At 62.7% G+C, this 24,905-nt stretch carries 25 protein-coding genes, 1 tRNA gene, 1 other RNA gene and 3 pseudogenes; 13 read left to right on the plus strand and 17 right to left on the minus strand.

Going from position 1 to position 24,905, the window contains the following annotated elements:
• Positions 1-7: 7 nt before the first annotated feature.
• Both AC2FL1_RS12665 and AC2FL1_RS12670 read right to left on the minus strand, forming a co-directional pair.
• Complete coding sequence (locus AC2FL1_RS12665; RefSeq protein WP_496877171.1) at positions 8-592, minus strand: IS110 family RNA-guided transposase; 585 nt, start codon at positions 590-592, stop codon at positions 8-10.
• 31 nt (positions 593-623) lie between these two features.
• Positions 624-1,310, minus strand: a pseudogene (locus tag AC2FL1_RS12670) (IS6 family transposase); the annotation flags it as partial.
• A 251-nt stretch (positions 1,311-1,561) separates the two neighbouring features.
• Between AC2FL1_RS12670 and AC2FL1_RS12675 the strand changes: the two are divergent.
• Positions 1,562-1,933 carry a bactofilin family protein gene (locus AC2FL1_RS12675; protein ID WP_496830716.1) on the plus strand — a complete coding sequence of 124 codons (372 nt, stop codon included), beginning with the start codon at positions 1,562-1,564 and terminating at the stop codon, positions 1,931-1,933.
• 13 nt (positions 1,934-1,946) lie between these two features.
• Here the strand turns inward: AC2FL1_RS12675 and AC2FL1_RS12680 are convergent.
• A pseudogene (locus AC2FL1_RS12680) lies at positions 1,947-2,365 on the minus strand (acyl-CoA transferase).
• 184 nt (positions 2,366-2,549) lie between these two features.
• Between AC2FL1_RS12680 and AC2FL1_RS12685 the strand changes: the two are divergent.
• The 3 genes from AC2FL1_RS12685 (at position 2,550) to AC2FL1_RS12695 (ending at position 5,194) form a co-directional block, all read left to right on the plus strand.
• Positions 2,550-3,719, plus strand: a complete 1,170-nt coding sequence (locus AC2FL1_RS12685; RefSeq protein WP_496877172.1) for an MFS transporter — start codon at positions 2,550-2,552, stop codon at positions 3,717-3,719.
• An 81-nt stretch (positions 3,720-3,800) separates the two neighbouring features.
• On the plus strand, positions 3,801-4,661 hold the full coding sequence (locus tag AC2FL1_RS12690) for a hypothetical protein (RefSeq protein WP_496877173.1): 861 nt from the start codon (positions 3,801-3,803) through the stop codon (positions 4,659-4,661).
• 230 nt (positions 4,662-4,891) lie between these two features.
• On the plus strand, positions 4,892-5,194 hold the full coding sequence (locus tag AC2FL1_RS12695; protein WP_496877174.1) for an SH3 domain-containing protein: 303 nt from the start codon (positions 4,892-4,894) through the stop codon (positions 5,192-5,194).
• An 11-nt stretch (positions 5,195-5,205) separates the two neighbouring features.
• Here AC2FL1_RS12695 and AC2FL1_RS12700 read toward each other — a convergent pair.
• The 10 genes and pseudogenes from AC2FL1_RS12700 to AC2FL1_RS12745 form a co-directional block, all read right to left on the minus strand.
• Positions 5,206-5,322 (minus strand): annotated as a pseudogene (locus AC2FL1_RS12700) (acyl-CoA transferase); the annotation flags it as partial.
• Positions 5,323-5,419: 97 nt separating this feature from the next.
• A tRNA-Ser gene (locus AC2FL1_RS12705) sits at positions 5,420-5,509 on the minus strand.
• 58 nt (positions 5,510-5,567) lie between these two features.
• Positions 5,568-6,290: an alanyl-tRNA editing protein gene (locus AC2FL1_RS12710; protein ID WP_496877175.1), complete on the minus strand. Its 723-nt coding sequence runs from the start codon at positions 6,288-6,290 to the stop codon at positions 5,568-5,570.
• The gene (locus AC2FL1_RS12715; protein ID WP_496877176.1) at positions 6,280-8,700 is read right to left on the minus strand and encodes a DUF3772 domain-containing protein; all 2,421 of its coding nucleotides are present in this window, start codon (positions 8,698-8,700) and stop codon (positions 6,280-6,282) included. The genes AC2FL1_RS12710 and AC2FL1_RS12715 overlap by 11 nt, the downstream gene beginning before the upstream one ends.
• Before the next feature lies 1 nt (position 8,701).
• Positions 8,702-9,736: a cysteine synthase A gene (locus AC2FL1_RS12720; protein ID WP_496877177.1), complete on the minus strand. Its 1,035-nt coding sequence runs from the start codon at positions 9,734-9,736 to the stop codon at positions 8,702-8,704.
• An 84-nt stretch (positions 9,737-9,820) separates the two neighbouring features.
• Positions 9,821-10,936, minus strand: coding sequence for an NUDIX domain-containing protein (locus tag AC2FL1_RS12725; RefSeq protein ID WP_496877178.1), 1,116 nt, complete (start codon positions 10,934-10,936; stop codon positions 9,821-9,823).
• Between the two features lie 31 nt (positions 10,937-10,967).
• On the minus strand, positions 10,968-11,408 hold the full coding sequence (locus AC2FL1_RS12730; RefSeq protein WP_234144088.1) for a TrgA family protein: 441 nt from the start codon (positions 11,406-11,408) through the stop codon (positions 10,968-10,970).
• Between the two features lie 12 nt (positions 11,409-11,420).
• Positions 11,421-12,635 carry a class I SAM-dependent methyltransferase gene (locus AC2FL1_RS12735; RefSeq protein WP_496877179.1) on the minus strand — a complete coding sequence of 405 codons (1,215 nt, stop codon included), beginning with the start codon at positions 12,633-12,635 and terminating at the stop codon, positions 11,421-11,423.
• A 50-nt stretch (positions 12,636-12,685) separates the two neighbouring features.
• Positions 12,686-14,131 (minus strand): cryptochrome/photolyase family protein, encoded by a 1,446-nt coding sequence (locus AC2FL1_RS12740; RefSeq protein ID WP_496877180.1) that lies wholly within the window; start codon positions 14,129-14,131, stop codon positions 12,686-12,688.
• 49 nt (positions 14,132-14,180) lie between these two features.
• On the minus strand, positions 14,181-15,404 hold the full coding sequence (locus AC2FL1_RS12745; protein ID WP_496877181.1) for an aminotransferase class V-fold PLP-dependent enzyme: 1,224 nt from the start codon (positions 15,402-15,404) through the stop codon (positions 14,181-14,183).
• A 128-nt stretch (positions 15,405-15,532) separates the two neighbouring features.
• On the opposite strand from AC2FL1_RS12745, the gene AC2FL1_RS12750 reads away from it, so the two are divergent.
• A complete protein-coding gene (locus tag AC2FL1_RS12750; protein WP_496826022.1) occupies positions 15,533-15,916 on the plus strand; it encodes a VOC family protein in 384 nt (127 codons plus the stop codon).
• A 53-nt stretch (positions 15,917-15,969) separates the two neighbouring features.
• On the opposite strand, the gene acuI is transcribed toward AC2FL1_RS12750, so the two are convergent.
• Positions 15,970-16,962 (minus strand): acryloyl-CoA reductase, encoded by a 993-nt coding sequence (acuI, locus tag AC2FL1_RS12755; RefSeq protein WP_496877182.1) that lies wholly within the window; start codon positions 16,960-16,962, stop codon positions 15,970-15,972.
• Between the two features lie 90 nt (positions 16,963-17,052).
• Entirely contained in the window at positions 17,053-18,147 is a 1,095-nt protein-coding gene (locus AC2FL1_RS12760) for a dimethylsulfoniopropionate demethylase (RefSeq protein WP_496877183.1), read from the minus strand.
• 220 nt (positions 18,148-18,367) lie between these two features.
• On the opposite strand from AC2FL1_RS12760, the gene AC2FL1_RS12765 reads away from it, so the two are divergent.
• Entirely contained in the window at positions 18,368-19,102 is a 735-nt protein-coding gene (locus tag AC2FL1_RS12765; RefSeq protein WP_496877184.1) for a FadR/GntR family transcriptional regulator, read from the plus strand.
• A 43-nt stretch (positions 19,103-19,145) separates the two neighbouring features.
• Here the strand turns inward: AC2FL1_RS12765 and AC2FL1_RS12770 are convergent, their stop codons facing one another.
• On the minus strand, positions 19,146-19,490 hold the full coding sequence (locus AC2FL1_RS12770; protein ID WP_496877185.1) for a hypothetical protein: 345 nt from the start codon (positions 19,488-19,490) through the stop codon (positions 19,146-19,148).
• Here AC2FL1_RS12770 and ssrA point away from each other — a divergent pair.
• From ssrA to AC2FL1_RS12790, 4 genes are all read left to right on the plus strand, one after another.
• Positions 19,456-19,804, plus strand: a transfer-messenger RNA (tmRNA) gene (gene ssrA / locus AC2FL1_RS12775). The two genes, AC2FL1_RS12770 and ssrA, sit on opposite strands and share 35 nt — an antisense overlap.
• A gap of 89 nt (positions 19,805-19,893) precedes the next feature.
• Positions 19,894-20,337 carry an ester cyclase gene (locus AC2FL1_RS12780; RefSeq protein ID WP_496877186.1) on the plus strand — a complete coding sequence of 148 codons (444 nt, stop codon included), beginning with the start codon at positions 19,894-19,896 and terminating at the stop codon, positions 20,335-20,337.
• Positions 20,338-20,458: 121 nt separating this feature from the next.
• Entirely contained in the window at positions 20,459-21,751 is a 1,293-nt protein-coding gene (chrA, locus tag AC2FL1_RS12785) for a chromate efflux transporter (RefSeq protein WP_496877187.1), read from the plus strand.
• A 90-nt stretch (positions 21,752-21,841) separates the two neighbouring features.
• Complete coding sequence (locus AC2FL1_RS12790; protein WP_496877188.1) at positions 21,842-22,297, plus strand: SspB family protein; 456 nt, start codon at positions 21,842-21,844, stop codon at positions 22,295-22,297.
• Between the two features lie 64 nt (positions 22,298-22,361).
• On the opposite strand, the gene AC2FL1_RS12795 is transcribed toward AC2FL1_RS12790, so the two are convergent.
• On the minus strand, positions 22,362-22,919 hold the full coding sequence (locus AC2FL1_RS12795; protein ID WP_496826037.1) for a hypothetical protein: 558 nt from the start codon (positions 22,917-22,919) through the stop codon (positions 22,362-22,364).
• A gap of 163 nt (positions 22,920-23,082) precedes the next feature.
• On the opposite strand from AC2FL1_RS12795, the gene fumC reads away from it, so the two are divergent.
• Genes fumC through AC2FL1_RS12810 form a run of 3 tightly spaced genes read left to right on the plus strand, consistent with a single transcriptional unit; the run spans position 23,083 to position 24,871 of the window.
• Positions 23,083-24,477, plus strand: a complete 1,395-nt coding sequence (gene fumC / locus AC2FL1_RS12800; protein WP_496877189.1) for a class II fumarate hydratase — start codon at positions 23,083-23,085, stop codon at positions 24,475-24,477.
• Positions 24,477-24,653 (plus strand): DUF4169 family protein, encoded by a 177-nt coding sequence (locus AC2FL1_RS12805; RefSeq protein ID WP_496826040.1) that lies wholly within the window; start codon positions 24,477-24,479, stop codon positions 24,651-24,653. The genes fumC and AC2FL1_RS12805 overlap by 1 nt, the downstream gene beginning before the upstream one ends.
• Complete coding sequence (locus AC2FL1_RS12810; protein WP_496877190.1) at positions 24,650-24,871, plus strand: ribbon-helix-helix domain-containing protein; 222 nt, start codon at positions 24,650-24,652, stop codon at positions 24,869-24,871. Before AC2FL1_RS12805 ends, AC2FL1_RS12810 begins: the two co-directional genes overlap by 4 nt.
• Positions 24,872-24,905: the final 34 nt, after the last annotated feature.

The following is a 24,905-nucleotide window of genomic DNA, read 5'->3' on the forward strand; positions in this document are numbered from 1 at the left end:
TCCTTCGTCAGATCGCCGGCGCAGCCCTGTAGTTCTCTCCCTTCACGAGCAGCGCCCAAGCCCTGCGCGCTGTCTTGTTGGCGATGGCCACGGTCACGAGCCGCGTTGGCTTACGTTCAAGCAGGGATCTGACCCAGGCCCCGGTCCGGGTGTCAGTAGTTGTCACGCGCCGTGTCACCGAGGTGGCGCCGACGACCAGCAAGCGGCGCAGGTAGCCGTTCCCCATCTTCGACACGCGCCCCAATCGCTCCTTCCCGCCAGACGAGTTCTGCCGCGGCACGAGCCCGAGCCAAGCCGCAAACTGCCGGCCCGATTTGAACACGGACGGATCCGGCACGCTGGCCGCGAGCGCCGTGGCGGTGATGATGCCCACGCCCGGGATCGTTTCGAGCCGCCGGCTCGCCGCACTCTGCCGATGCCACGCCATCAGCTGTCGTTCGATCTTGCCTATCTCTTTGGCCAGGATATCAAGCTGGGCGGCCAGCGACAGAAGCGCCGACCGAGCGAGAGCTGGCAGGTCCAGCCCGTCGTCGGGATCGCTCAGGCGCCGGACGAGGTCGACAACCTTCCGTGGGCCCTGCGCGGTGATCATCCCGAACTCCGCCAGATGTGATCGGAGTGCGTTGAGGATCGGCCAGAGCAGCGGCACGGTTCATCTTGAAATTTGGACTGGTGTAGAGGCTGCGTTCAGAATTGAAGAGGTTGTAAATCGAGGCATGGACGGCGGCGAATTTCTGTAAACTTCGCATGCGCCGAAAGCGTTGCATCGCCCGTTCTCGTCGTCGAAACGGCAGGTGCGAATTTTCCGCTCTGTTGTTCAGCCAGCGACCTGTCTCATGCCGGTCCGTAGCTCCGACCTCCTTCAGCGCGGCGCCGTAGGATCGAAGCTTGTCTGTTACGAAGACGTGCGGCCGACCGTAGCGCTTCATTGATTTCCTTTTGAATTTCAACGCGGCTTTCTTGTCCCTCGTCTTCGTGACAAAGCTCTCCAGGACCTCGCCCTCGTGGTCGACGGCCCGCCAAAGGTAGTGCCGTTCTCCGTTGATCTTCAGGAACATTTCGTCCAGGTGCCAACGCCACTGCGGACCCGAGCACAGGCGCTCGGCGCGTTTCTTGCGGATTTGGGAGGCGAACATCGGGCCGAACCTGTTCCACCAGAACCGCACGGATTCATGGCTGATGTCGATCCCGCGCTCATGCAGCAGATCCTCGACATTGCGCAGCGACAGTGAAAATCTGACGTACAGCATCACCGCCAGGCGGATGACCTCGCGGCTCGTCTTGAAGTATTTGAACTGGTCAGGCTTCATCATCCCAATTAGCTACTCAGGCCCCCGCCCTGTCGCAAGCCAAGTTCCCCTGACATCACCGCGGCGTGCCATAGACGGTCTCGAACGCAAGCGCCATCTGCGCCCGCGCCCCTTGGGCTCGTGCCATGGTGTTCTCCTTTATCAGGAATGTTTTGGTCTATCTTTCGGGGGACGGAGGCCGCTAAGGTCTCAGAATGCCGTTACTTCGGCGATGCTGGCCATGCCAGCAGGCCGTTCGAGGATTACAGACCATGTCGCAGACCGACCCATCATCGCATTCTCAAACACCGACCGGCCAACGCGGCGGTCGATCGCATCTCGCCGCAGGAACAAAACTTTCGGGCGATCTCACGGTCCCGGGGTTCATGGAACTGTTTGGACATGCCGACGGTACGATTGTCGCCGACGGCATCGTGATCCAGGATGGTGGGTCGGCCGTCGGTGAGCTGCGTGCCCGAAGTATCGCGATCAAGGGTAGTTTCGAGGGTCGGATCGTCGGCGGTGACGTCCGACTGCAATCCAGCGCTCGCGTGTCCGGAGAAATTTCCTACTCGAAGCTCGTCATCGAGGCCGGGGCCGAAGTGAATGCGGCCTGTTCCCGCGCATCGCAGGGCAGCACCTGACCTCCGGTTTCTGTCAAGTCAGCGGATCGGCCGTGGAATAGTGCAGCACCACCGGGATCATGGCCGCCTTCAGGCTCGCCGCGCCCTCGACCGGCAGATCAACCGGCGCGACGCTTCCGCCTCGACCCAGTCGCAGAGCCCGCCCAGAGTGCGGTCAGCGACAAGCGCAGCGCCGATGCTGGCAGTCAGCGTATCGAAGGCGGCGTCACGGTCGCCGCCCTGCACGACAGCCTCGATCTCGGCGCGGTGCTGGTAGTGGAAGGCGAGCGGTGACAGCGTCACCTCGGGCTCGCCCGGCTCGCCATCCCGCAGGATCAATAGACCTGCAGGCGGCACGCGCTCGGGCAGGACCTCACCTCGGAGCACGGTGGCGGGCACCACCGACAGCCGCGCGTGCAGCGCTGTGAGGATGGTTTCGCGGGTGGTGGGCATTGTTGTTCGCTAACCTGCAGAGACACAAAAAGTCGGGGCGGAGGCTTAAGCGGACCTATGGGAACTCAGCCTCAATCGTGCGTGAGACCAAAACGCTTGCATGCTTCTCGACTTTGGACTTAGCGTGGCTGAGACACGCCGCAGATCACTTCACATCGTATCGTTGTCTTGGAGGAATTCTCTCTTGCCGAAGCGATGGGTTGTTCTGTTTGTGCTGTTTTTCGCCCGAACGGTCATGGCTATCCAGTTCCAGTCCGTTGCGGCGCTGTCTCCGTTCATCATGGACAGCCTCGCGATAACGCTCACGGAGATAGGAATCCTGATCGGTCTCTTCTCGGGACCCGGTATCATTGTCGCGGTTGCAGGCGGTGCGGTTGCAAGCTGGTTTGGTGACAAGCGGACAGTCACCGCAAGTCTGGTGCTCATGGTCATCGGCGCGGCGATATTCATGACAACGACGACTCTTGCATGGGCTGTTGCCGGTCGGATCATTTCAGCCATGGGCGGGCTGGTTCTCAACGTTCTGATGACCAAGATGGTGATCGACTGGTTCGCCGGGAGGAATGTTTCAACGGCTCTGGCGATCTTCATCAGTTCCTGGCCCGTCGGGATCGCGCTTGGTCTGCTGATACTGCCGCCAATCGCCGCCAACGCAGATTTACGGACAGCCTGGATCGCCCTGACGATCCTCACCGTGGCGGCCCTTCTGCTTTTCGCCTTCGTCTACAAGGTACCGCCCGGCGCGGTAGCAAGTAACGCGCGGATCAGCTTCTCCGCTCTGCCCTGGACGCCATTGGCATGCGCCGCGGTTCTGTGGGGCCTCTACAATTGCGCATTCGCAATGATCTTCAGCTTTGGCGCCCTTGTTCTCGCTGAGCGCGGAATGCCGGTCATCGCGGCCAGTTCCGCGATCAGCTTTTACATCATTGCGGCCACGACATCGATTCCGGTCGGCGGATGGCTGGCGGATCGGACCGGAAAGCCCAATCGGATCATCCTCGTAAGTCTGGTTGGCGGAATGCTCGTCTTTCCGGCAGTATTTTTGCTGCCAAACAGCTTTTTGCTTGCCGCACTCGTGCTGGGCGGCCTGCTGGCCGGGCTGGCGCCCGGGCCCATGGTTGCCATGCCCGGCCTTATCCTTGCGCCCGACATGCGCACCTTCGGGACCGGCGTGTTCTACTCCATGTATTATGTGCTGATGATGATCGCCCCGGCCTTGGCGGGCGTCCTTGCCGATTACATCGGCAATGTGAGCGTCGCCTTCGTACTGGGTGCCGGCATGATGCTGCTCGCGATCTTTGCGCATTGGGCGTTTCGGCTAACAGCCTCTGCGCCGCAGGTCGCGGGATCATGATCCGGCCATCGAGTCAGAAGAAGACAAAGCCGCGTGGTTCACAGGCCTGGCCCGAGCAATGACGGCCTGCGAGGAAAGGCTATGACAGACCGTGGTTTCGCAGAGACCGAGAATGGCAGAATTCTGACCGGGATGGCCCGAAACTGCCGCATGATCTTTTTCACCGGGCTGCCAGCGTCCGGCAAATCGTTCTTTCTCCGCGCGCTCCTCTCGATCGCAGGGGATGCCGGGCGCCGCGTGCATTTGATGCGCTGGGATGCGGGCCTGGCAATGTTTCAGACGGATGAAATTCTGGCACGCTACCCGGATGTCGCGGACGGAAGCCACCCGATCGTCCGAATGGCCGCCGGATTATGGGGACGGCAGGCCATTGCACGCTGGCTGGACATGCATCCGGATCACGCGGACCTTCTTGTCGGAGAGGTCCCCATCGTCGGAAACAGGTTTTCCGAGTTTGTGAAAGTGCTTCCCGATGAGGTTGAGGCCGCCCTGGTATCGCAGGAGACGGCTTTTGTTTATCCGGTGCCGACCAGGGAGATGCGGGTAAAGCTGGAAGCCCTTCGGAGAGAAACCTTCGCGAACCCAAGGCATCCGGATGAGGCCAGGGATGCTCCTCCCGCCACCATGGACCTGGCCTGGAAGCTGACCTGCACGAAGTCCATCGAACTTGGGCTGGTCCAAGCGGCGGAAGGCGAAAGCACGCCCGCATATGACGCGGCATTGTACCGCCTGTTCTTCGACCATCTGCTGCAACACCGGAACGCCTGGGCTCTGGACGTGGACATGTTCTATGCAAGCAGCGGATCGCCCCACGATATTCAGGGCGGGGTTTCGGAGATCTTCGCGTCGCCCGGAGAAGTCGAGGACGCGATAGCAGCGATCGAAGCTGTCATGGACCCCGAAGCCGCCGCCCGAGCGGTCGAAAACTGGTATCGAATGTGATCTGTCTGCGGTGGCCGTCGTGTCCCGCAAGCCGGCGTCACCAGTTCTTGTCCTCCGCCCAGTTCGCCTTAATCAACCCCGGTACGCAATCGAGCGCCCGCTCGGAATGCGGCAAAGCCGCTTGGAGAGCCGGATTGGTCGTGAAAGTCGAACCCTGCATTCGTGCCGCTGTTTCTTTCAGCGGGCTGACAAACTACGCTCCCTGTCGAGGCGAATTACAGGAGAAGACGATGCGCAAAGCCTTTTTCGTCGCACTTGCGGCGGTTTCTATCGGAACTTTCCTGAGTTCCAACCCTGTAGCGGCCGCGTCGCTCGGACGCTTCGAGGTTTCCGGCGTCGAAGCGGATGAAATGCTCAAGATGCGCGCAGGCCCAGGAACGGGGTACCGCGTGATCCTTGGCTTGCCAAACGGCACCGTGCTGCAAGTCCACTCTTGCGAGCAGACCGGCGGAACGCGCTGGTGCAGTGTATCCTTGGAGCAAGCTCGTCGGCTCAAGGGGTATGTTTCCTGGGCATACTTGCGGAAACTTTGAACCAAAACCACCGGCTCGCCGTCGCGCAGGATCAGCAGGCCAGCTGTGGGCACGCGCTCGGGCAAAACGTCACCGCGCAAGGCGGCGGCGGGCAACGCCGAGAGACGCGCGTGCAACGCGGCGAGGATAGTTTAGCGTGGGGCATAGCCCACCACCCATAACCCTCGAAAGCAACGGAAAAATCCGGCCGCAGCCGGGTGGGGAGAACAGTACCTTGAGGGCAAGTGGCGGACAGTGAGGGATTCGAACCCTCGAGACGGTTCCCCGCCTACACACTTTCCAGGCGTGCGCCTTCGACCACTCGGCCAACTGTCCGTGACGGCGTATTTCGACCATCGGGCCGAGATTTGCAAGGGGCTTTTTCCCTTTGTCGCTAACCGTCCAGATGCAGATAGACGCGGCGGTTTTGGCGGCCCTTCTTTTCGATCTTGCCCAGCCGGATCGTCCCGATCTCCCCGGTGCGGGCCACGTGGGTCCCGCCACAAGGTTGCAGATCGACCTGATCGTCCCCCTGCCCGATCCGCACCAGCCGCACCCGGCCGCTGCCGCGCGGCGGCGAGACCGACATGGTCTTGACCAGCGCCGGGTTGGCATCGAGTTCTTCATCGGTGATCCAGTCCTCGGTCACCGGCAAGTTGCGGTCGATCAGCGCCTGCAACGCCTGTTCCAGCGCTTCCTTGTCCTCGGGCGCATCGGGCATGTTGAAGTCAAGCCGCCCTTTACCGGCCGCAATCGCGCCGCCTGAAACCTCAAGTGGGATGACCACCGACAGGAGGTGAAGCGCGGTATGGACTCGCATGTGGGCGTGGCGGCGGTCCCAGTCGAGATGCTGCGACACCTCGGTTCCCACGGCGGGCGGCATCGCACCCTCGGCCGGAATCAGCGCGATGGCGCCGTCGCCCGCTTTGATCGCCGTTTCGACCGCCATCTCACCCCCGCCCCAGCGGATCCACCCGCTGTCACCGGGTTGGCCGCCGCCGGTGGCATAGAACAACGAACGGTCAAGGATCACACCGCCCTCTTCGGTCAGGCCCGTTACCCGCGCCGGGGCCTCGCGCCGATAGGCGTCCTGCATGAACAGCGGTTCAGTAGTCATCTCCGGTGCCTCCATCCATGTCGGTCTCGGTCAGCATGGCAGGCGGGGTCTCGGTCGTCGGCTCGACCGCAGCCTGTTTTGCCGCAGCTTTCCCGGTCAGCGCCTCGGGATTGCGCAGCCAGATGTCACGCTGGGCAAAGGGTATCTCGATCCCCTCTTCCACGAATCGTCGGTTGATCTCGTGGTTCATGTCGGACTTGACCGACAATGCCCAGTTCACGTCGCGCAATATCGCCCGGATCTCGAAATCGAGCGAATCCGCGCCAAAGCGCTGGAACACCACGCTGGGGGCAGGATTGGCCAGCACCATCGGATGCGCCTCGGCGATCTCGCGCAGGACCGCTTCGACCTTCTGGGTGTCGGTGCCATAGGCCACGCCCACCGGTACGATCACGCGGCCCACCGTATTGCCACGGGTATAGTTGGTCACGCTGCCACTGATCAGGTCCGAGTTGGGGATGATCACATCGGTGCGGTCAAAGGTTTCGATCCGGGTCGAGCGGACCGAAATGTCGCGCACATAGCCCATTTTCCCGTTCACATCGATCCAGTCACCCTTGGAGATCGGCCGTTCGATCAGCAGGATGATACCGGAGACGAAATTCGACACGATGGTCTGAAGACCAAAACCGATCCCGACCGACAGCGCACCAGCGACAATCGCCAGAGAGGAGAGATCGAAGCCCGCCGTGGTGATCGCCAAAAGCGCGGCCAGAAAGATGCCCAGATACCCGGTCCCGGCCACGATGGCGTTCTGGCCACCCGGATCAAGCCGCGTCTTTGGCAGCAACGAATTGCGCAACCCCCCCTGCAACAGCCGGGTGACGGTGTAACCGATGGCAAAGACCAGCGCGAAGGTCAGGAAATTCGACGGAGAAATGACCACTCCGCCGATATCGAACCCCATCATGATGCGCGACCAGATCTCGGTCAGCTCTGCCTCGCGCGCACCCCAATAAAGCGCCAGAAGCGGCAGCGCCAGGATTGCCAGCAGGAAACCGAGGATCACGGAGAAGAGCGAATCCCCCGCCTCGTCGCCCTTGCGGGTCAGCCAACCATAGACATTGGTCAGAAAGCGCTGGACGATCACCAGCACCGCAATCAGCGCCAGTGTCTTGACGGCCGGATAGACCAGCGCCTCGGCGGCACTGTTGTAGCCGAACATCGCCAGTACCGGCGAGGCGATGCCCAGCAGGTAGAGAGCACGCCGCAAGAACTCGACTATTCGGCTGAACCCCGAACCGCCGCGCGCGGCCTCGGTGCTGTCCACCGTGCCTTCATTGACCGGACGCTGCGCACGCACCCGCTGTAGTCGGAGCAGCAGAAGCGCGGTCATGACGATCACCGGAAAACCGGCCACCGCGCGCGTCGCCTCAGGGATATTCTCAAGCCGCTCGAACAGCACGATCAGGTCGTGCAGCACCAGCATCACGGCCAGAAGGTCGACACACAACCGCGTCACCCGCACCTGCGACTGGCTCAGATAACGAAAACCGGTATTGGCGTTGAACAGATAGACCTGTCGCCCAATCCAGTTGAAATACAAAATCGCGGCCGCCCAATAAGGCACCTGGTCAAGCATCAGTGCTCCGCGCAGGCCGGTAATGTCCATCATCTCAAGCGCCTGGACCAGGAACATGACACCGACCCAAGGGATCAGGATCCTGAGCAGCGACACCACGAAAGACCAGACACCGGTTCCGACGCCTCCCAGCGAGCGCAGGAAGTCGCCCGCCTGCTCTGACCATCTACGGCCTCGCGCAAGGAGAACCAGCCCCACGACACTCAAGAGCAGAATGCCCGGGCCGTTGCTTTTAAGCCGTTCGCGCACCACGTCCGAGCGCATGTTGAACGCGACCTCATTGGCCAGCGCCGTCATCGCCTGATTTAAGTCCTTCCACGCATCCGGCCAATATTCGGGATTGAGCGGTGACGGCCCGCGTTTGAGCAATTCCTTGGTGTCGCGCGCCCGCACGATGCGGTCGATCTCGTTGATCAGGCCATTTGCGCGGCTATAAGCCTCTTCCGAGATGATGCGCGGCACGGTCAGCTTGGCGAGTTGATCGTTCAGATGCGCGCGCAGCCGGGCGATGTCCTCGGCCTCGCTCTCGCCGTCAGAGGGCTTGGGCCCCAGCGCTGCGATCTGTGCCTCCAACGTCTTGATCCGGTCCGAATTCTCGCCCCGAACCCGGTTGAAGGTATCCCGGTAAGATCTTACCTCGGCTCGCAATTGCTCGAATGCGGCCTGCGAGGCACGGTTGAGTTTGATAACCTCCTCCGCGCGCTCGGCGGTGCGTACCCATCGGTCGTAATAGGCACGACCCTCGTCGGTCAACTGGGCCGAGAGCGCGGTCGCCGTCATCAGCAGCAACGCGGTGAGCAAAGACCGCAACACCTGGCCCATCTTCATGTCAGACGTCCTCGAACACGCCCGGGATCGAACTGGGCGCTCGGGTCATCCAGTCGGGCACGGGCAGGTTCTTCTCGCGCAGGAAATCCGGGTTGAACAGCTTGGACTGGTAACGGGTTCCATAGTCGCACAGCATGGTGACGATGGTATGACCCGGCCCCATCTCGCGCGCCATGCGCACCGCGCCAGCGATGTTGATCGCGGTCGACCCGCCCATCACCAGCCCCTCCTGCCGCAGCAGGTCAAAGATATAAGGCAGCGCCTCGGCATCAGGCACCTGATAGGCAAAATCGGGTTTGAACCCTTCGAGGTTCCGGGTGATCCGCACTTGGCCGATCCCCTCGGCGATCGAGCCGCCCTCCATCGCCAGTTCACCGGTGGTGTAATAGCTATAGAGCCCCGCCCCCATCGGGTCGGCCAGCGCGATCTTGACCCCCTTGGGTTGCAACGCCTCGGCCACGCCCGCCAGCGTACCGCCCGAGCCCACCGCCGCGACAAACCCGTCAACCTTGCCGTCGGTCTGCTCCCAGATCTCGGGGCCGGTGGTTTCCACATGCGCCTGCCGGTTGGCGGTATTGTCGAACTGGTTGGCCCAGATCGCGCCATTGGGTTCGGTCTTGGCCAGTTCGCGCGCCAGACGCTCGGAATAACGCACGAAATTGTTGGGGTTGCGATAGGGCGCGGCAGGCACCTGTACCAGCTCGGCCCCCGCCAGGCGCAGCATGTCCTTCTTTTCCTCGGACTGGGTCTCGGGGATCACGATGACGGTCTTGAACCCCATGGACGCGCCGACCAGCGCCAAGCCGATACCGGTGTTTCCGGCGGTGCCTTCGACAATCGTGCCGCCAGGCTGAAGGTCACCACGCGCGATGGCGTCGCGGATGATGTAGAGCGCGGCGCGATCCTTGACCGACTGGCCCGGGTTCATGAACTCGGCCTTGCCGTAGATCTCGCACCCAGTCTCTTCGCTGACCCGGCGCAGCCGGATCAGCGGGGTATGTCCAACGGCCTCGGCCAGATCGCGTGCAATACGCATGTCGCCCTCACAAACTTGTCCTGTTGCACCCGATGTAGCCCTGCGCGCCCCCGACCTCAAGCGAGGAACGGCGCGCGGGCGCGATCAGCCACGCAGACGGTCGCGATGCCGCGCCAGCCAATTGGCCACTGCCACCAGGCCCAGATCCTTGATTTGCTGGGTGTCGATCAGTTCCATCAGCGCATCAAAGGTCAGGATATGGGTGCGGATATCCTCGCCCTCACTCTCCAGCCCGCCACTGTCGGTTACCTCGGAAATATCGGCCAGGGCGACGAAGAGATGGGCGAATTGTGTCGACGACCCGCACGAGGAATAGGCCCTGCCCGCCGGTTCCAGACGATGCGCCGTCAGATGCGCTTCTTCCAGCAACTCGCGTTCCGCCGCCTGTTCCGGGGTTTCGCCCGGATCGATCATGCCGGCGACCGCCTCCAGCATCCACGGGGCGGGATCGCCGATCATGTAGACCGGCACGCGAAACTGTTCGACCAGCAGCACCCGGTCGCGCCGTGGATCATAGGGCAACACGATGGCCACCTGCCCGGTGACCAGCGCGCCACGGTTCAACAACTCGCTCATCGTGCCATCATTGCGGCGAAAGCGCAGATCCAGCTCGTCCAGGCCAAAATAGTTCACATAAGCCCGTTCATGGCGCTCGACCACGACGTCGCGTGCAAGATCGCGGTCGGGATCGGCCGGCCGCGCCGCCGCCGCCAGCCGCGCCGCCGCGCGCAGCCGGATCGCCGGAAAACTGCGAGAGATCTGCTCCGGAGTCAGGCGGCCATGGAAATCCATCACCTCGGCCGCCGCATGCAGGCTGAGCGGCCCCCATTGCGCGATCCAGTCTTCCAACTGCCATGGTGCGTCAGGCGTCCAGAGACCCTCTTTCGGAAAGAAGACCTGCGCGGTGGCATCGGACCCCTCTGCCAGGGTGACGTCGACATGGCGCAGGTCGTAGTCGAAACCGCCCTCGTAGAAATTCAGCCGGTCCAGCTGCAGCGGCGTCAGGCCCCGCACGAACAGCCCCTCGGCCCGCGCCCCCGGCCTTGCCTGTATCATCGGAAAGGGCTGATCCTGCACGCCGAATACCGCGTGATCGGCCAGGCTGGCCGCCATGATATCCGGCAGGGGATCGGCCTCTCCCAGAACAAGTTTCAGCAGCGGCGCGTGGCGCAGCGTGCCATAAAAGAACAAATCACTCACGGGATGTCTCTATCCTTCGATGAAAATGAAGTCAGCGCCACCGTTTCCAGGCAATATCGGTGGCCAGGCCGGACAAGACCGCCCCAATCAACAGAGTTATCAAAATATGCGGCACCAGCAGGGCGGTTCCGAATTCGACCCCCTCTTCGAAAATTGCCAGTACCGCGTCGAACGGGCCGTCATAGCGATTGCGCATGGCCAACCGGAACATTTCATAAGCGCCGTGCACAAACAGACCCCAGAACAGCAGCGCCCCAACCCCGGTCAGCCCGTTGTTGATGCCGCCGACAAAGCCACGCCCGGCGCGCGGCCCCATTACGATCCAGCCGCAAAGCACGCCCAACCCGGAATTCACCCAGTTGAAATAGCCGAAATCAGTTCCCTCGGGCAGTTGCGGCTTGACCTGTTCGGACACGACAAATGCCAGCAGGGCCAGGCAAAGGGCGGCGACTAGGCGAGCGGCTGTAGGCATGGGAGATCGGTCTCAGCTGTGGTTCGGACGTGCCACCGTCATCTGTGTCACATCGCAGGTGCCGGTGTCAAAGGCCGCTCCACAGGACGTGAGGTAGAAATTCCACATCCGCCGGAACCGGTCGTCAAAGCCGAGTTCCGCCACCTGATCCCATTTGTCGTTGAAGGTCTCGTACCAGCGTCTGAGCGTCAGGTCATAACTTTTGCCGAACTCCTTGGAATGCACGAAATCCAACCCCGCCCGCGCCACCTGCTCGCGCAGAATACGCGGTGCTGGCAGCATGCCGCCGGGAAAGATGTATTTCTGGATGAAATCTACCCCGTTGCGATAGATCTCCCAGCGCCGATCCGCGACGGTGATGATCTGCAACGTCGCCCGCTTGCCCGGTTTCAGACGCGCGCGCAGCGTGTCGAAATAGACCGGCCAGTATTTCTCGCCCACCGCCTCGAACATCTCGATCGAGGCAATGCCGTCATAACTGCCACGCTCGTCGCGGTAATCCTGCAACTTGAACTCGACTTGCTCGGAAAGCCCCGCCTTTTCAATCCGCTCCCGCGCAAACTTGATCTGCTCCTGACTGATCGTCAGCCCGGTTACCCGCATCCCGCGCTCGCGCGCGGCATATTCGGCGAAGCCGCCCCAGCCACAGCCGATTTCAAGGATGTGATCACCCGGTAGTGCGCCCATCTCGTCAATCAGGCTGGCATATTTTGCCTCCTGCGCCTTTTCCAGACTCTCTTGCCCCGTCTCGAACAGGGCGCTGGAATAGGTCATCGTCTCGTCCAACCAGAGCCCGTAGAACTCATTACCCAGGTCGTAATGGTACGAAATGTTTTTCTTGGCCTGTTTGCGGTGGTTGCGTTGTAGCCAGAATCGCAGCCGTTCATAGGCACGGGCCAGGAACTGGCCGGTAAACCCGTCATAGACGGTCTCGTTGCCCTGATGTACCAGATCCATGAAGGCGCGTAGGTCCGGCGTGCTCCATTCCTGCTCGAGGTAGGCGTCGGAAAAGCCCAGTTCACCCTCGCGGATCAGGCGGGCAAACACATCGGTATCGTGGATATCGACACGGGCCACCGGGCCGGGTTCGGCCCCCTCGGACCGGAACACCCGCCCATCCGGCAAGGCAATGTCGAGCCGACCGGCCTCCATCCTGGCAAGCATCTGCATTACCTGAGGAAAATATCTGGGCAGGCCCTCCTGCCCCTCTGTTGACGTCAGGATCATCCGCCCCTCCCCGTTGCGGTTCGATCGACAGGTTAGGACGCGATGCCGACTCAGGCAAGTTCTCCGTCGGTGTCTCGCTGAAAGGCTCCGGAATAGGCCGCAAGTGCCAGTTTTCGCCCCAGATCTAGGGGCACCACCGGCGCCGGATAGGCCGCATCGGGCCGCAGGCCCCAATGGCGGGGCACTGCGTCGAAATAGGCAAGCGCCGTCTCGGAAGGCTCCCTCTCACCCTCGGCAATCCAGCGTCGGCGATAGCGGCCATCGGCATCGAACTTCTGTGCCTGTGTCTCCGGATTGAAAATGCGGAAATAGGGCGCGGCATCCGGCCCGCAGCCCGCCACCCATTGCCAGCCCATTGCATTGGCCGCCGGATCCCAGTCGGTCAGGCAATCGGCAAACCAGTCCATCCCCAGTTTCCAGTGCACCATCAGATGCTTGGTCAGGTAACTTGCGGCGATCATCCGGGCGCGGTTGTGCATACGCCCGGTCACATACATCTCGCGCATGGCGGCATCGACCAGCGGTATGCCGGTACGCCCGCGCGTCCAGGCGACAAAGCCGGGATCGGTTCGCTCGGTACTCCACGGAAACGCCTCCCAGCCCGGACGCCAGTTGTCGCTGAGCAGGTGTGGCGTGTGATACATCAGGTGATAGGCAAAATCGCGCCAGACCAGTTGCTTCATCCAGGTCTCGGCACCAGCGGCGCCCTGCCGTGCTGCCTCGGTCGCGCGATGCCAGAGGGTGCGCGGCCCGATCTCTCCCAGGCTGAGCGCATCCGACAGGGTCGAGGTGCCCTCGCCAGCGGGAAGGTCGCGACATTTGGCATAGCCGCCGATCCCTGTTTCGACGAACCGGTCCAGACGCTCCAGCGCCGCCGCCTCTCCGGGCGCCTGATGGGGGGCAACAACTGCCGCGCCCCGGCGCATCGGCGCATCCAGCCGCCAGTCGGACAGCGCATCGGATCCCGGCCATGTCGAAGGCGCACGAAGGCGCGCGGGCGCGGGATCGGGCACGGCAACCTCGCGCTGGCTGACCGCCCGCCAGAAGGGCGTATAAACCTTGTAGAAACCACCTGCCCCGGTCTCGACCGTCCAGGGTTCGAACAGCAGCGCGCCGCGAAACGAGCGTGCCTCGATCCCCGCCTGTTTCATCGCAGCCTTGACCGCGCTGTCACGGGTGATGGCCTGGGGGGTATAGTCGCGGGTCCACCAGACAGACCCAGCGCCGGTCTCGGCAATCAGCGCCTGCAAGACCTCCAGCGCCGGGCCACGCCGCAGGATCAGCCGGCTGCCGATCTCGCCCAGCGTGGCGCCAAACCGCGCCAGCCCAAGGCCCAGCCGGAACGCGGGCGCCGCTCCCAGTTCCGACACCGTCTGGTCATGGATGAACACCGCTATCACGGGGCGCCCGCTGGCTGCGGCGGCGGTCAGGCCGGGATGATCGGCAAGGCGCAGATCGCGCCGCAGCCAGTACAGGATCGGTCGGGTTTCGGTCACGCAATTCTCCGTCTCATCAAAGGTTTTACGAGACGAAAGCGATCCCGGATCACAACACCCGGTCGAGCGCCTCGATCAGCTGCGCGATCTCGGCCTTGCTGGTGTAATGGGTAAAGCTGAGCCGCAGAACGCCCTGCGTCGGATCGACCCCCATCGCCCCCAATGGGCGCACCGCATAGAAATCGCCACCCCCTGCCATGATGCCGTATTGCGCCAGTTCCGCCGCCACCGGCTCCGCCGGGCGGTTCAGCGCCAGCGCCACCGTCGGTGCGCGTCCCTCGGCCCGGTCCGGGCCAAGCAGGCGCACCGAGTTGCGCACCGACACCGCATCGAGCAGCGGTTGCAGCAACTCCACCTCATGCGTGCGCATCAGGTCGTGCACCGCCGCCCCGCGCGCCGCAGCATCGGTATCGGCAACCCCGTGATGGGTAGCCAATTGGTCAACATAATCGGCCATGCCCGCACAGGCCGCCACCTGCGCGTGATCGGGTCCTGCCGGGGTAAACCGTTTGTACAGAACTTCGGCGTTGAAATAATGCCCCTGATTGGGCAGCAACTCGCCAAGCGGGCGGCGGATCACCATCAGCCCCTGATGCGGACCATAGGTCTTGTAGGCAGAGAACAGGTAGATATCGGGTCCCAGCTCTCCGACATTGGGAAAGCCGTGGGGTGCATATGACACCCCGTCGACACAGACAAAGGCACCAGCGGCATGGGCAATCGCGGTGATCTCGGTCACCGGGTTGATCTCGCCAACCACGTTGGAACAATGCGGAAAACAGACCAACCGCACCGTCTCGTCCAGCAGGTCCTCCAGATCCTCGGGGTTGAGATGCCCGGTTTCCGGGTCGATCTGCCATTCACGCACATCGACCCCCGCCTCGGCCAGCCGTCGCCAGGGACCGGAATTGGCCTCGTGATCCTGATTGGTGACGATGATCGCCTCGCCCGGCTGCATCCATTGGCGGAACGCCTGGGCCAGAACATAAGTGTTCTGCGTGGTCGAGGGGCCAAAGCTCAACTCGTCGGTCTCGACCCCCAGGATCGCAGCCATGCGCGCCCGCGCCTCGTCCATCTCGGCGCCTCCCAGCCGGCTTGCGGCATAGGGCGCATAGGGCTGCACCTTGCGCTGGGTATAGAACCGGGTCAGCCGGTCGATCACCGGCTGACAAGTATAGGACCCGCCCGCATTTTCGAAAAACGCCTGACCGTTCAGCGACGGCTCGGCAAATGCGGGAAACTGCTTGCGGACAAAATCGATATCCAGCGCCATCTTGACCCTCTTTTCTGCTGGCAAATGGATGCCTTCTGACTGGGGCGGGGTCAAGTCACTCCGCTGATGACAGGATATGTCTACATGCCGGGCGATACAGCCCTCATCGCAAGCAATGAGGTAAGACGATGAGCTACAAACCCGCGCATTTCCTGGTCTGGGGCGAACTGCCCGTGACCGACATGGAGCGCAGCCTGGCGTTCTATCAGACCGTCACCGGTGCAGAACTGAGCATCGACACCAGCGGCCCGAACCCGATGGCGGTGTTCAAACCCGCCAATACCGAAACCGGCGTGGCCCTGCATCTTTATCCCGGCAAACCCGCGGGCGACGGGCGCGGCCCGACCCTGCACCTTGCGGCCAAGGGTGCGCTGGAACAGACCATGGCCCGCGTGACCGAAGCCGGTGGCGAGGTACTCTCGCCCGCCATCCCGCTCCCGGCCGGACGGTTCTTTTACGCCAAGGACCTCGACGGCAATTCGGTGGGCTTCTTCGAAACCGCCGCTGCCTGACAAGGAGAGGCCCCCGGAATTTCCCCCGGGGGTCTCTTACCATTCACACCCGATCAGGCGTTGACGTCGACGACCACGCGGCCCTGGACCTGACCCTTGAGGATATCGGCCCCCAGCTGCGGCAAATCCGACAGGGTGGCGGGCCGGATCATCGCCTCAAGCTTGTCCATCGGCAGATCGCGGGCGATCCGCTCCCAAGCCCGAACCCGATTGTCATAGGGCTGCATGACCGAGTCGATGCCCAACAGGTTGACCCCGCGCAGCAGGAAGGGGATCACGGTAGCAGGCAGGCCCGCGCCCCCGGCCAGACCGACAGAGGCGACCGAGGCGCCGTATTTCATCTGGCCCAGCACCCGCGCCAGCATGGCGCCGCCCACCGCATCGACACAGCCCGTCCAGGTCTCGGATTCCAGCGGGCGTTTCACGGTCTCGTTGATCTCTTTACGCGCCACGATCTGGGTGGCACCCAGCGATTTCAGGTAATCGGCGGTCTCGGGCCGCCCGGTGACCCCGGCCACCTCATAGCCCAGATGAGCCAGGATCGCAGTCGCGACCGAACCGACACCGCCAGCGGCGCCGGTAACCAGAACCGGCCCATGGCCCGGTGTCAGGCCGTGATCCTCCAGCGCCATCACCGCCAGCATGGCGGTGAAGCCAGCAGTGCCCACCGCCATCGCGCGACGGGTATCCAGCCCCTCGGGCAGCGGCACCAGCCAGTCGGCGCGCACATTGGCCTTCTGGCTGTAACCGCCCCAATGCGCCTCGCCAACGCGCCAGCCGGTCAGCACCACCTTGTCGCCGGGCTTGTAGCGCTCATCGGACGAGGCCTCGACCGTGCCGGCAAAATCAATCCCCGGCACATGCGGATACTTGCGCACCAGCCCGCCGCCGGGCCCGATGCACAGACCGTCCTTGTAGTTGACCGTGGAGTATTCGACCGCCACCGTTACCTCGCCTTCGGGCAAATCCGCCAGCGACAATTGCTTGACTGCGGCCTGCGTCTTGCCGCTCTCTTCGTCCTTGTCGACCACCAAAGCATTGAACATCTGATCACTTCCTTCCCAGAGGTGTTTTCCTCTTGCCAAAAAAATCCCGGGGGAGCCGCGGCCTGCCGCGGCGGGGGCAGCGCCCCCCTTCTAACGCCAGAACCCCTCGCGCACCGTAACCGGTCGCATGCCGTCGGGTGTCTCCACCTCCATCGTGCTGCCGGGCGCCCAGTGGCTGCGATCCACCATGCCGATCGCGACATTCACGCCGAATTCAGGGGAATGGATCGCAGACCCCACCTGCCCCATCCGGCGACCGTCGGCCAGCAGCGGCCAGGCATCCTGACAAGGCGGAATCTCGCCACCGATCACCAGCGCCCGGATCTGACGCGCCGGTCCGTTCTTGGCTTGTTCGGCCAGAGCCGCCTTGCCGATATAGTCCTCGGGAGAGTTGCAGAACTTGCCCAAACCGCATTCATAAGGCGTGTTCTCACGGGTCATGTCGTTGCCATAGCTCAAAAGCCCGCTTTCGACACGTTCGATGTTGTTGGGGCAACCCGCCCGCACGTTCAGGTCCTCGCCCGCTGCAAACAGCGCGTTCCAGAGCGGCATGCCCAGTTCCGACCCCTCGACATAGATTTCAAAGCCGCCCTGTTTCGACCAGCCAGAGCGCGCCACCACCAGCTCGACCCCCTGAAAGGCCAGCCGCTTGTAGCGGAAAAAGCGGATATCGCGCACCGTATCGCCAAAGACCCGCGCCATCAGATCGTCCGCCTTGGGGCCCTGGACAGCCAGCGGCGACACATCGGGCTCCTCGATCTCGACATCAAAGCCCCGGGCGATGGCAATCCCCAGCGCAAATTGCAGCAGATCTCCGTCAGCCAGCGACAGCCAATAATGATCGGCGGCCAGTTTCACCGCCACCGGGTCGTTGAGCATGCCGCCGCGATGATCGACCGTCGGCACGTAATAGCACTGGTCATCGGCCATCCGGTCCATGTCGCGCGGGCTGATCAGCTTCATCAGCCTCAGCGCATCAGATCCCTTGATGCTGACCTGCCGTTCGCAGGCCACATCCCAAACCTGCACATGCTGCTTCAGATGCGCGCAGTCCGCTTGCAGACTGTCGAAAACCGTGGGCAGCAGCATGTGATTGTAGACCGTGTAGCCTTTGACACCGGCGGCCTCGACACCGTCGGAGAAAGGAGTGCGCCGGACCCGGCGGGACGGGAAAATGCTTGCCATGCTCAGACCTCCAGATGAGCGTTCATGGATGTGGGCCAAACAAGTGCGCATACGGTGACACGGCGGTGATCCGCCGGCTTGCCCGCGCCGCGATACCCGGTCCCGGCTCTTGCCCTCGGCCGACTCACGTCCTAGGGTCTAAATGTCAGACTTTTAAATGTCAGACAAATGATTTCTCGCCGGTCGCGTGCCGGCTCCGATAACTTGCAGGGCCTTGAATATGCGGATCGACCCCAACAGCGCCACCGATCTTCCGGTTCAGATCGCGCAGGCAATCAAGGATGCAATCGTGTCGGGTGCACTGATCGTGGACGAGCGCCTGCCCTCAGAAGCGGAACTGTCCGAACAGTTTCAGGTGTCGCGCCCCACGGTGCGCGAGGCCCTGAAGCGGCTGGCGGCACAATCGCTGATTCGCACCCAGCGCGGTGCATTTGGCGGCGCCTTCGTGAACCGGCTGAGTTTCGAGGATGCACAGGCGCAGCAGATCACCACCTCGACCCTGCTGCTGTCGATGAACGCAGTCAGTTTTGACACTGCCTGCGAGGCGCGTTTCGCGTTGGAACGCGCCTGCGCACCTCTGTCCGCGGAACGACGTAGCGCAGCACATCTGGCCACGATGCGAGACGAGATCCGGCGTCAAGGGGCGCCCGATCTCAGCGACGAGGCGTTCTGCGCATCGGACGTGGCCTTTCACCGGGCGCTGGTCGATGCGGCTGCCAATCCGGTGCTGTCCTATCATCTGGCGGGCGCGGTCGAGGCGATGCAGCCGCTCATGAACATGATCACCTTTACCGCGCGCTCGCGCAGCACCATCGTGTCGCTGCATGAACGGATCGCCGAGGCGATCGAAACAGGGAATGCGGCGCAGGCTGACACCGCGCTGGCAGAGCTGATGCACTATACGATGTCGCTCAAGGATGATGTCATGGCGGCCCGCGCGGCGGCGCGGTCTTAACCGCGCATTTACCCTTGCCGGGCAAATTCGGGGCATGTTCGCCTCAACCAACCCATTCTCCCCCGAAATCTGGCTCCGGGATGTCTTTGACTGCAAGGCCGTCACCCATGGTCAGGTGATCCGCCGCAAGACCCGCGATATCGAGAGATATGTCGGTATGAAACGGTTCCTGGAAGAAGTCCGTCAGCGTGGCTTTCAGGCGGTGCAGAACCGCGAACAGATCATCATCTTCTGCAACAGTGCCCCGATCCACCGCCTGGTCTGAACCGCTTTCCGACACGGAAAGCAGCCGGAAATCCTGCAAGGATTTCCGGGAACGCACCGCAACCTGTTTTCCTCGCAGGATGTCGGTTGCCGTTGCAACCGCTGCTGGAGCGACTATATTCAAGCCGTTCCCTCGGGAACTATGGACATAAACGCGCTCGTAATAAGCGGATCGGACCCGGGGGCGGTACCCGGCGGCTCCACCAGATACCCTCGTTGGGGGACCTTGGGGCCGAAACAGGATCGACGGACGTCTAAAGGGGTTAGCTTTGTCTCGGCGGGGTACCACCGTTATCGGTCCGTAAAGCATAATTGCCAACGACAATCGTGCTCCGGTCGCTCTGGCTGCGTAAGCAGTCCGAAACACCGAAATCTAAGCCCTTGCGCCTAGCAGCGTAAGGCGGGGTTCGCAGGTACCTGGCAACAGAAACCTGCACTTTCCCTAAATAAGTCTGTTTTTGATCGGCGTTTCATCGACGTCATTCAGCATTCGTTCACCAATCGGGCGCATTGTGAGGACAGCGACGATGGAGGCTCAGATGAACAAGTCCGAGTTGTTGAAGGAATGGTATGCCCGGGTTTGGGAGCAAGGCGATGTCGATGCGATTGATGATTTCTTTGCCGGCGACACGATGGCCGAGGGACTGATCCCCGAGATGCAGGTGGGCGCCGACGATTTCCGCGAATTCGTTTCGGCCTTTCGCTATCACCTGGGCGATATCCGGGTGGACATCCCCAAGACGATCGAAAACGGCGACTGGCTGTCGGCGATCCTGCATGTGCATACCTCGCGCGCCGACAATGGCGCCCCGATCGAGGTCACGGGTCAGGTGATGGCCCGGTACAAGGGCGGCAAGATCGTCGAGGCCTATAACCAGTTCGACCTGATCTCGCTGTTCGAGCAGCTGGGGCAAATGCCCGCAGACACCCTGCCCATCTGCATGACGGGCCAGCGGCTGGAATGGGCGTGACCGCGCCGCGGCATTGACGCCCTGCCCCCCGACGCGATAGCGAGATGCCGCAGCGCTGCAAATTCCCGATCCGGGTTGCTCAGCACTCTGCACTTGGCGGGATGGCGAGGGGGACGCTGGCATGACGGCAACTGACGCGCAAGGCGGGGAGGCCGCGACACCCGGGATGCGTCCGCCGCCGTCGCTTGCCCAGTTGACCCGTGTCTTTGGCCGCATCGGCCTGCTCTCCTTTGGCGGGCCGGCGGCGCAGATCGCTCTGATGCATCGCGAACTGGTCGGGGCCCGCGCCTGGCTGGACGAGCAGACCTTTCTGCGCGCATTATCGCTTTGCATGCTGCTGCCCGGCCCCGAAGCCATGCAACTGGCCACCTATGCCGGCTGGCGCCTGCGCGGAGTGACGGGCGGCCTGCTGGCGGGAGCGTTGTTTGTGCTGCCCGGCGCGCTGGTGATCGCCGCGCTGGTGGCAGTCTATGTGCAGGTCGGCACCGTGCCTGTGGTGCAGGCCGGGTTTCTGGGCGTCAAGGCGGCGGTAATCGTCATCGTCATCGAGGCCTTGCGCAAACTGGCGGCACGGGCGCTGACCTCACCGGCAGCCTGGCTTCTCGCAGGGCTCGCCTTCTCGGCGATCTTCGCCTTGTCGCTGCCGTTTCCACTGATTGTCGCCGCGGCGGCGCTCTGGGGATTTCTTAGCACCAAGCCGGGCGTCGCCGGCAAATCCGCCCTGCCACCTCCACCCTTTCGCATCGCCGCAACGTTGCTGGCGCTCTGGCTTGTCCCGCTTGTACTGTTGGACGTCTCGGGTCCGCCCTTGCTGGCCGATATCGGCTGGTTCATGGCCCGGCTCGCCGTGGTCACCTTTGGCGGCGCCTATGCCGTACTGGCCTACATGACACAGACGGTGGTCGACCAATATCACTGGATCACCACCGCCCAGATGATCGACGCGCTTGGGCTGGCCGAAACCACCCCTGGCCCGCTGATCCTGGTCACCCAGTTCGTCGCGATGCTGAGCGCCCATCTGGCCGGCGGTCCGGCGCTGGCGGTCGCCGCGGGCCTGGTTGCACTCTGGGCGACCTTTGTTCCTTGTTTTCTCTGGATTTTCACCGCCGCGCCCTATCTTGACCATATCGCCGGACGTCCCCGCCCAGCGGCTGCGCTGGCCGCGATAACTACGGCTGTAGTTGGCGTTATCCTGAACCTGTCGCTCTGGTTCGCCATGCATGTGCTGTTCTCCGAGATCTCGGTGCTGCGCGCAGGGCCGGTCGCACTGCCCCTGCCGGACTGGAACAGCCTCGACCTGCTGGCCCTGGCATTGGTCGCGCTGGCAGCGGTCTGGATGATCCCGCTGCGCCGGGGCATGGGCGAGACGGTACTGCTGCTGGCCCTGGCCGGCGCCGGCAGCCATTTCCTCTGACGCGCCCTAACTGCGAAATGCGGCCCGGGATCTCTTTTGTTTCCAGCCGAATCCCCTATGCTGGGCTTCAAGACGGAATGGGGACACTACATGTCGAGAGACATCGACTACGGCAACCTGATGCACACCGCGATGCGCGGCCTGATCAAGACGGTTCTGGCGGATGTGGCACAGCACGGCCTGCCGGGCGCGCATCACTTCTTCATCACATTCGATACCCGGTACGAGGGAGTGCAACTGGCAGACTGGCTGGCCGATCGCTATCCGGGCGAAATGACCATCGTGATGCAGCATTGGTACGAGAATCTCGACGTCGGCGAGGACGGGTTCGCCATCACGCTCAATTTCGGCGACTCGCCGGAACCCCTCTACATCCCCTATGACGCGATCCGCACCTTTGTCGATCCGTCGGTGGAATTCGGCCTACGTTTCGAAAGTCCGGATTTCGACGAGGATGACGAGGACGATATCGAGGTCGAGGAAGAGCCCGAAGCCCCGAAACCGGATGCCGAGGTGGTATCACTGGACAGTTTCCGCAAACCCTGATCCGTGATCGCATCCAAAACGCCCGCCATCCTTGCAAGAATGCGGCAGGCGTTGCGAAACCGGGCTATTGTTTCTGCAAGAATGTCTCGACCGACTTGGCTGGCCGACCGTTCTTGACGCGCGAGAAATTCAGGATCAGCCCGCCCTCGGCAAGGGTTCGGTCGAATTGCTGCATCTCGTATCCGCCGTCATCGGCCACGAACAGCGAGAACACCGTCAGCGTATCGCCCGCGATGCGGCCCCAGACATAGGGCTCTCCCTTCATCGGGTCGAGTTGCACGGTATGGCCGAACACATTGCGTCGCATCGCGGCGGCATAGACGCCGTCACGCGTGCTGGGCAGGAAATCGACTGAATAGTCGCTTTCCTTTATACGTCCGTCCGGCTTCTGGATGGTGGTTGACCAACTGACGGTGAACCCGTCCTTGGTTTCCTCGATCATCACGTCCATATCGCGCATTTCGGTCGTACCATCGGTGCGCTGAAGCTCGGCACTGCCTTGATAGGTGCCGACAAAGCGGGCCGCCTCTCCGGCAAAGGCATCGGGAACCAGAAGAAGCGAGATCAGCAATGCCAGCGCCAGAACCGGACGTGTCAGGGCGGAAAGAGAGATGGCAGGCATCGGGCGCTCCTTTGTACTGGGGTTTCACGAACATATTACAGGCCGCGCGCGGCGGAACAATGAACGAGTTCACCTCCCCCTCCGATTTGATCGCTGCCGCGCTATACCTTGCCTGCGTCAGACCCTATCTTTGACGGAACAAAGCCACCAGATGGAGATGCAGATGACCGCGACCCGCACCGAGACAGACAGTTTTGGCCCGCTGGAGGTTTCCGCAGACAGGTATTGGGGCGCGCAGACCCAACGCTCGATCCAGAATTTCCCCATCGGGTGGGAGCGTCAGCCCGTTGCCGTCATCCGCGCGCTGGGCGTGGTGAAACAGGCCTGCGCCCGGCGCAACAAGGAAACCGGCGCGCTGGCCCCGGACCTGGCCGATGCGATCATCGCCGCCGCGGGCGAAGTTATCGCAGGTCAGTTGGACGACCATTTCCCGCTGGTGGTGTGGCAAACCGGGTCCGGAACGCAATCGAACATGAACGCCAACGAGGTGATCGCCAACCGCGCCATCGAACTGCTGGGCGGGACGCTGGGCAGCAAGGACCCGGTACACCCGAACGACCATGTGAACATGGGGCAATCCTCGAACGACACCTTTCCCACCGCGATGCATGTGGCGGTGGCAATGACCGCTCGCGACGTGCTGTTGCCGGGGCTGCGCGCCCTGCTGGCCGGGCTCGAACAGAAGGCCGAGGAATTCCACGACATCATCAAGATCGGCCGCACCCATACGCAGGACGCGACGCCGCTGACCCTGGGACAGGAGTTTTCGGGCTATGCCCAGCAGATCCGCATGGGGCTGGCCCGGATCGAGGCCGCCTTGCCCGGCATTCATGAGCTGGCCCAGGGCGGCACAGCCGTGGGCACCGGCCTGAATACAAGCGAGGGCTGGGCCGAGGCGGTCGCCGCCAATATGGCCGAGATCACCGGCCTGCCGCTGGTCACCGCGCCCAACAAGTTCGAGGCGCTTGCCGCCCATGACGCCATGGTCTTCCTGTCCGGCGCGCTCGCGACGGTGGCGGGCAGTTGTTACAAGATCGCCAACGATATCCGTTTTCTGGGTTCCGGCCCCCGGTCGGGGCTGGGAGAGTTGATTCTGCCCGAAAACGAACCCGGCAGCTCGATCATGCCGGGCAAGGTCAACCCGACCCAGGCCGAGGCACTGACCCAGGTCGCCGCCCATGTGATGGGCAACGATGCGGCGATCAAGTTCGCAGGCTCGCAGGGGCATTTCGAGCTGAATGTCTATAATCCAATGATGGCCTATAACCTGTTGCAATCCATGCAACTTCTGGGTGATGCGGCAGACAGTTTCACACAGCGGATGCTGCTGGGCATCCGCGCCAACACCGCACGGATCGACCAGTTGATGCGCGAAAGCCTGATGCTGGTCACCGCGCTGGCGCCGACCATAGGCTATGACAACGCCACCACGGTCGCCAAGACCGCGCACAAGAACGGCACCACCCTCCGTGAAGAGGCGGTGCGGCTGGGCTTTGTGGATGGAGAGACCTTTGACCGGGTGGTGCGCCCCGAACAGATGATCGGGCCGCGCGACTGATGGGCAAACCGGTCAACCTCAACCAGTTCCGCAAACAGAAGGCGCGCGCCGAGAAAAAGGCGCGTGCCGATGAAAACGCGGTGAAATTCGGCCGCAGCAAGGCCGACAAACAGCTGGAGCGCGCCCGCGCCGACAAGGCCCGGCGCGATCATGACGGCCACGAGGTCGAGGAATGAGCGGCCGCCCCGTCAAACGTTCGCTGACGCTGCGGGGGCACCGAACCTCGGTCTCGCTCGAGGATGCGTTCTGGCGGGCCTTTCGCGAGATCGCTCGAGAAAAAGACATACCGATCAATGTTCTGGCGGGCGATATCGATGCCGCGCGCGACCCCGAGACCGGCCTGGCCTCGGCCATCCGGGTCTATGTGCTGAGCTGGTATCAAAGCAGGCGCTGAACGCGAGTTGACAGAATTAGGACGCTTGCCCTAG

The organism is Ruegeria sp. YKSF070 (genome assembly GCF_059612725.1).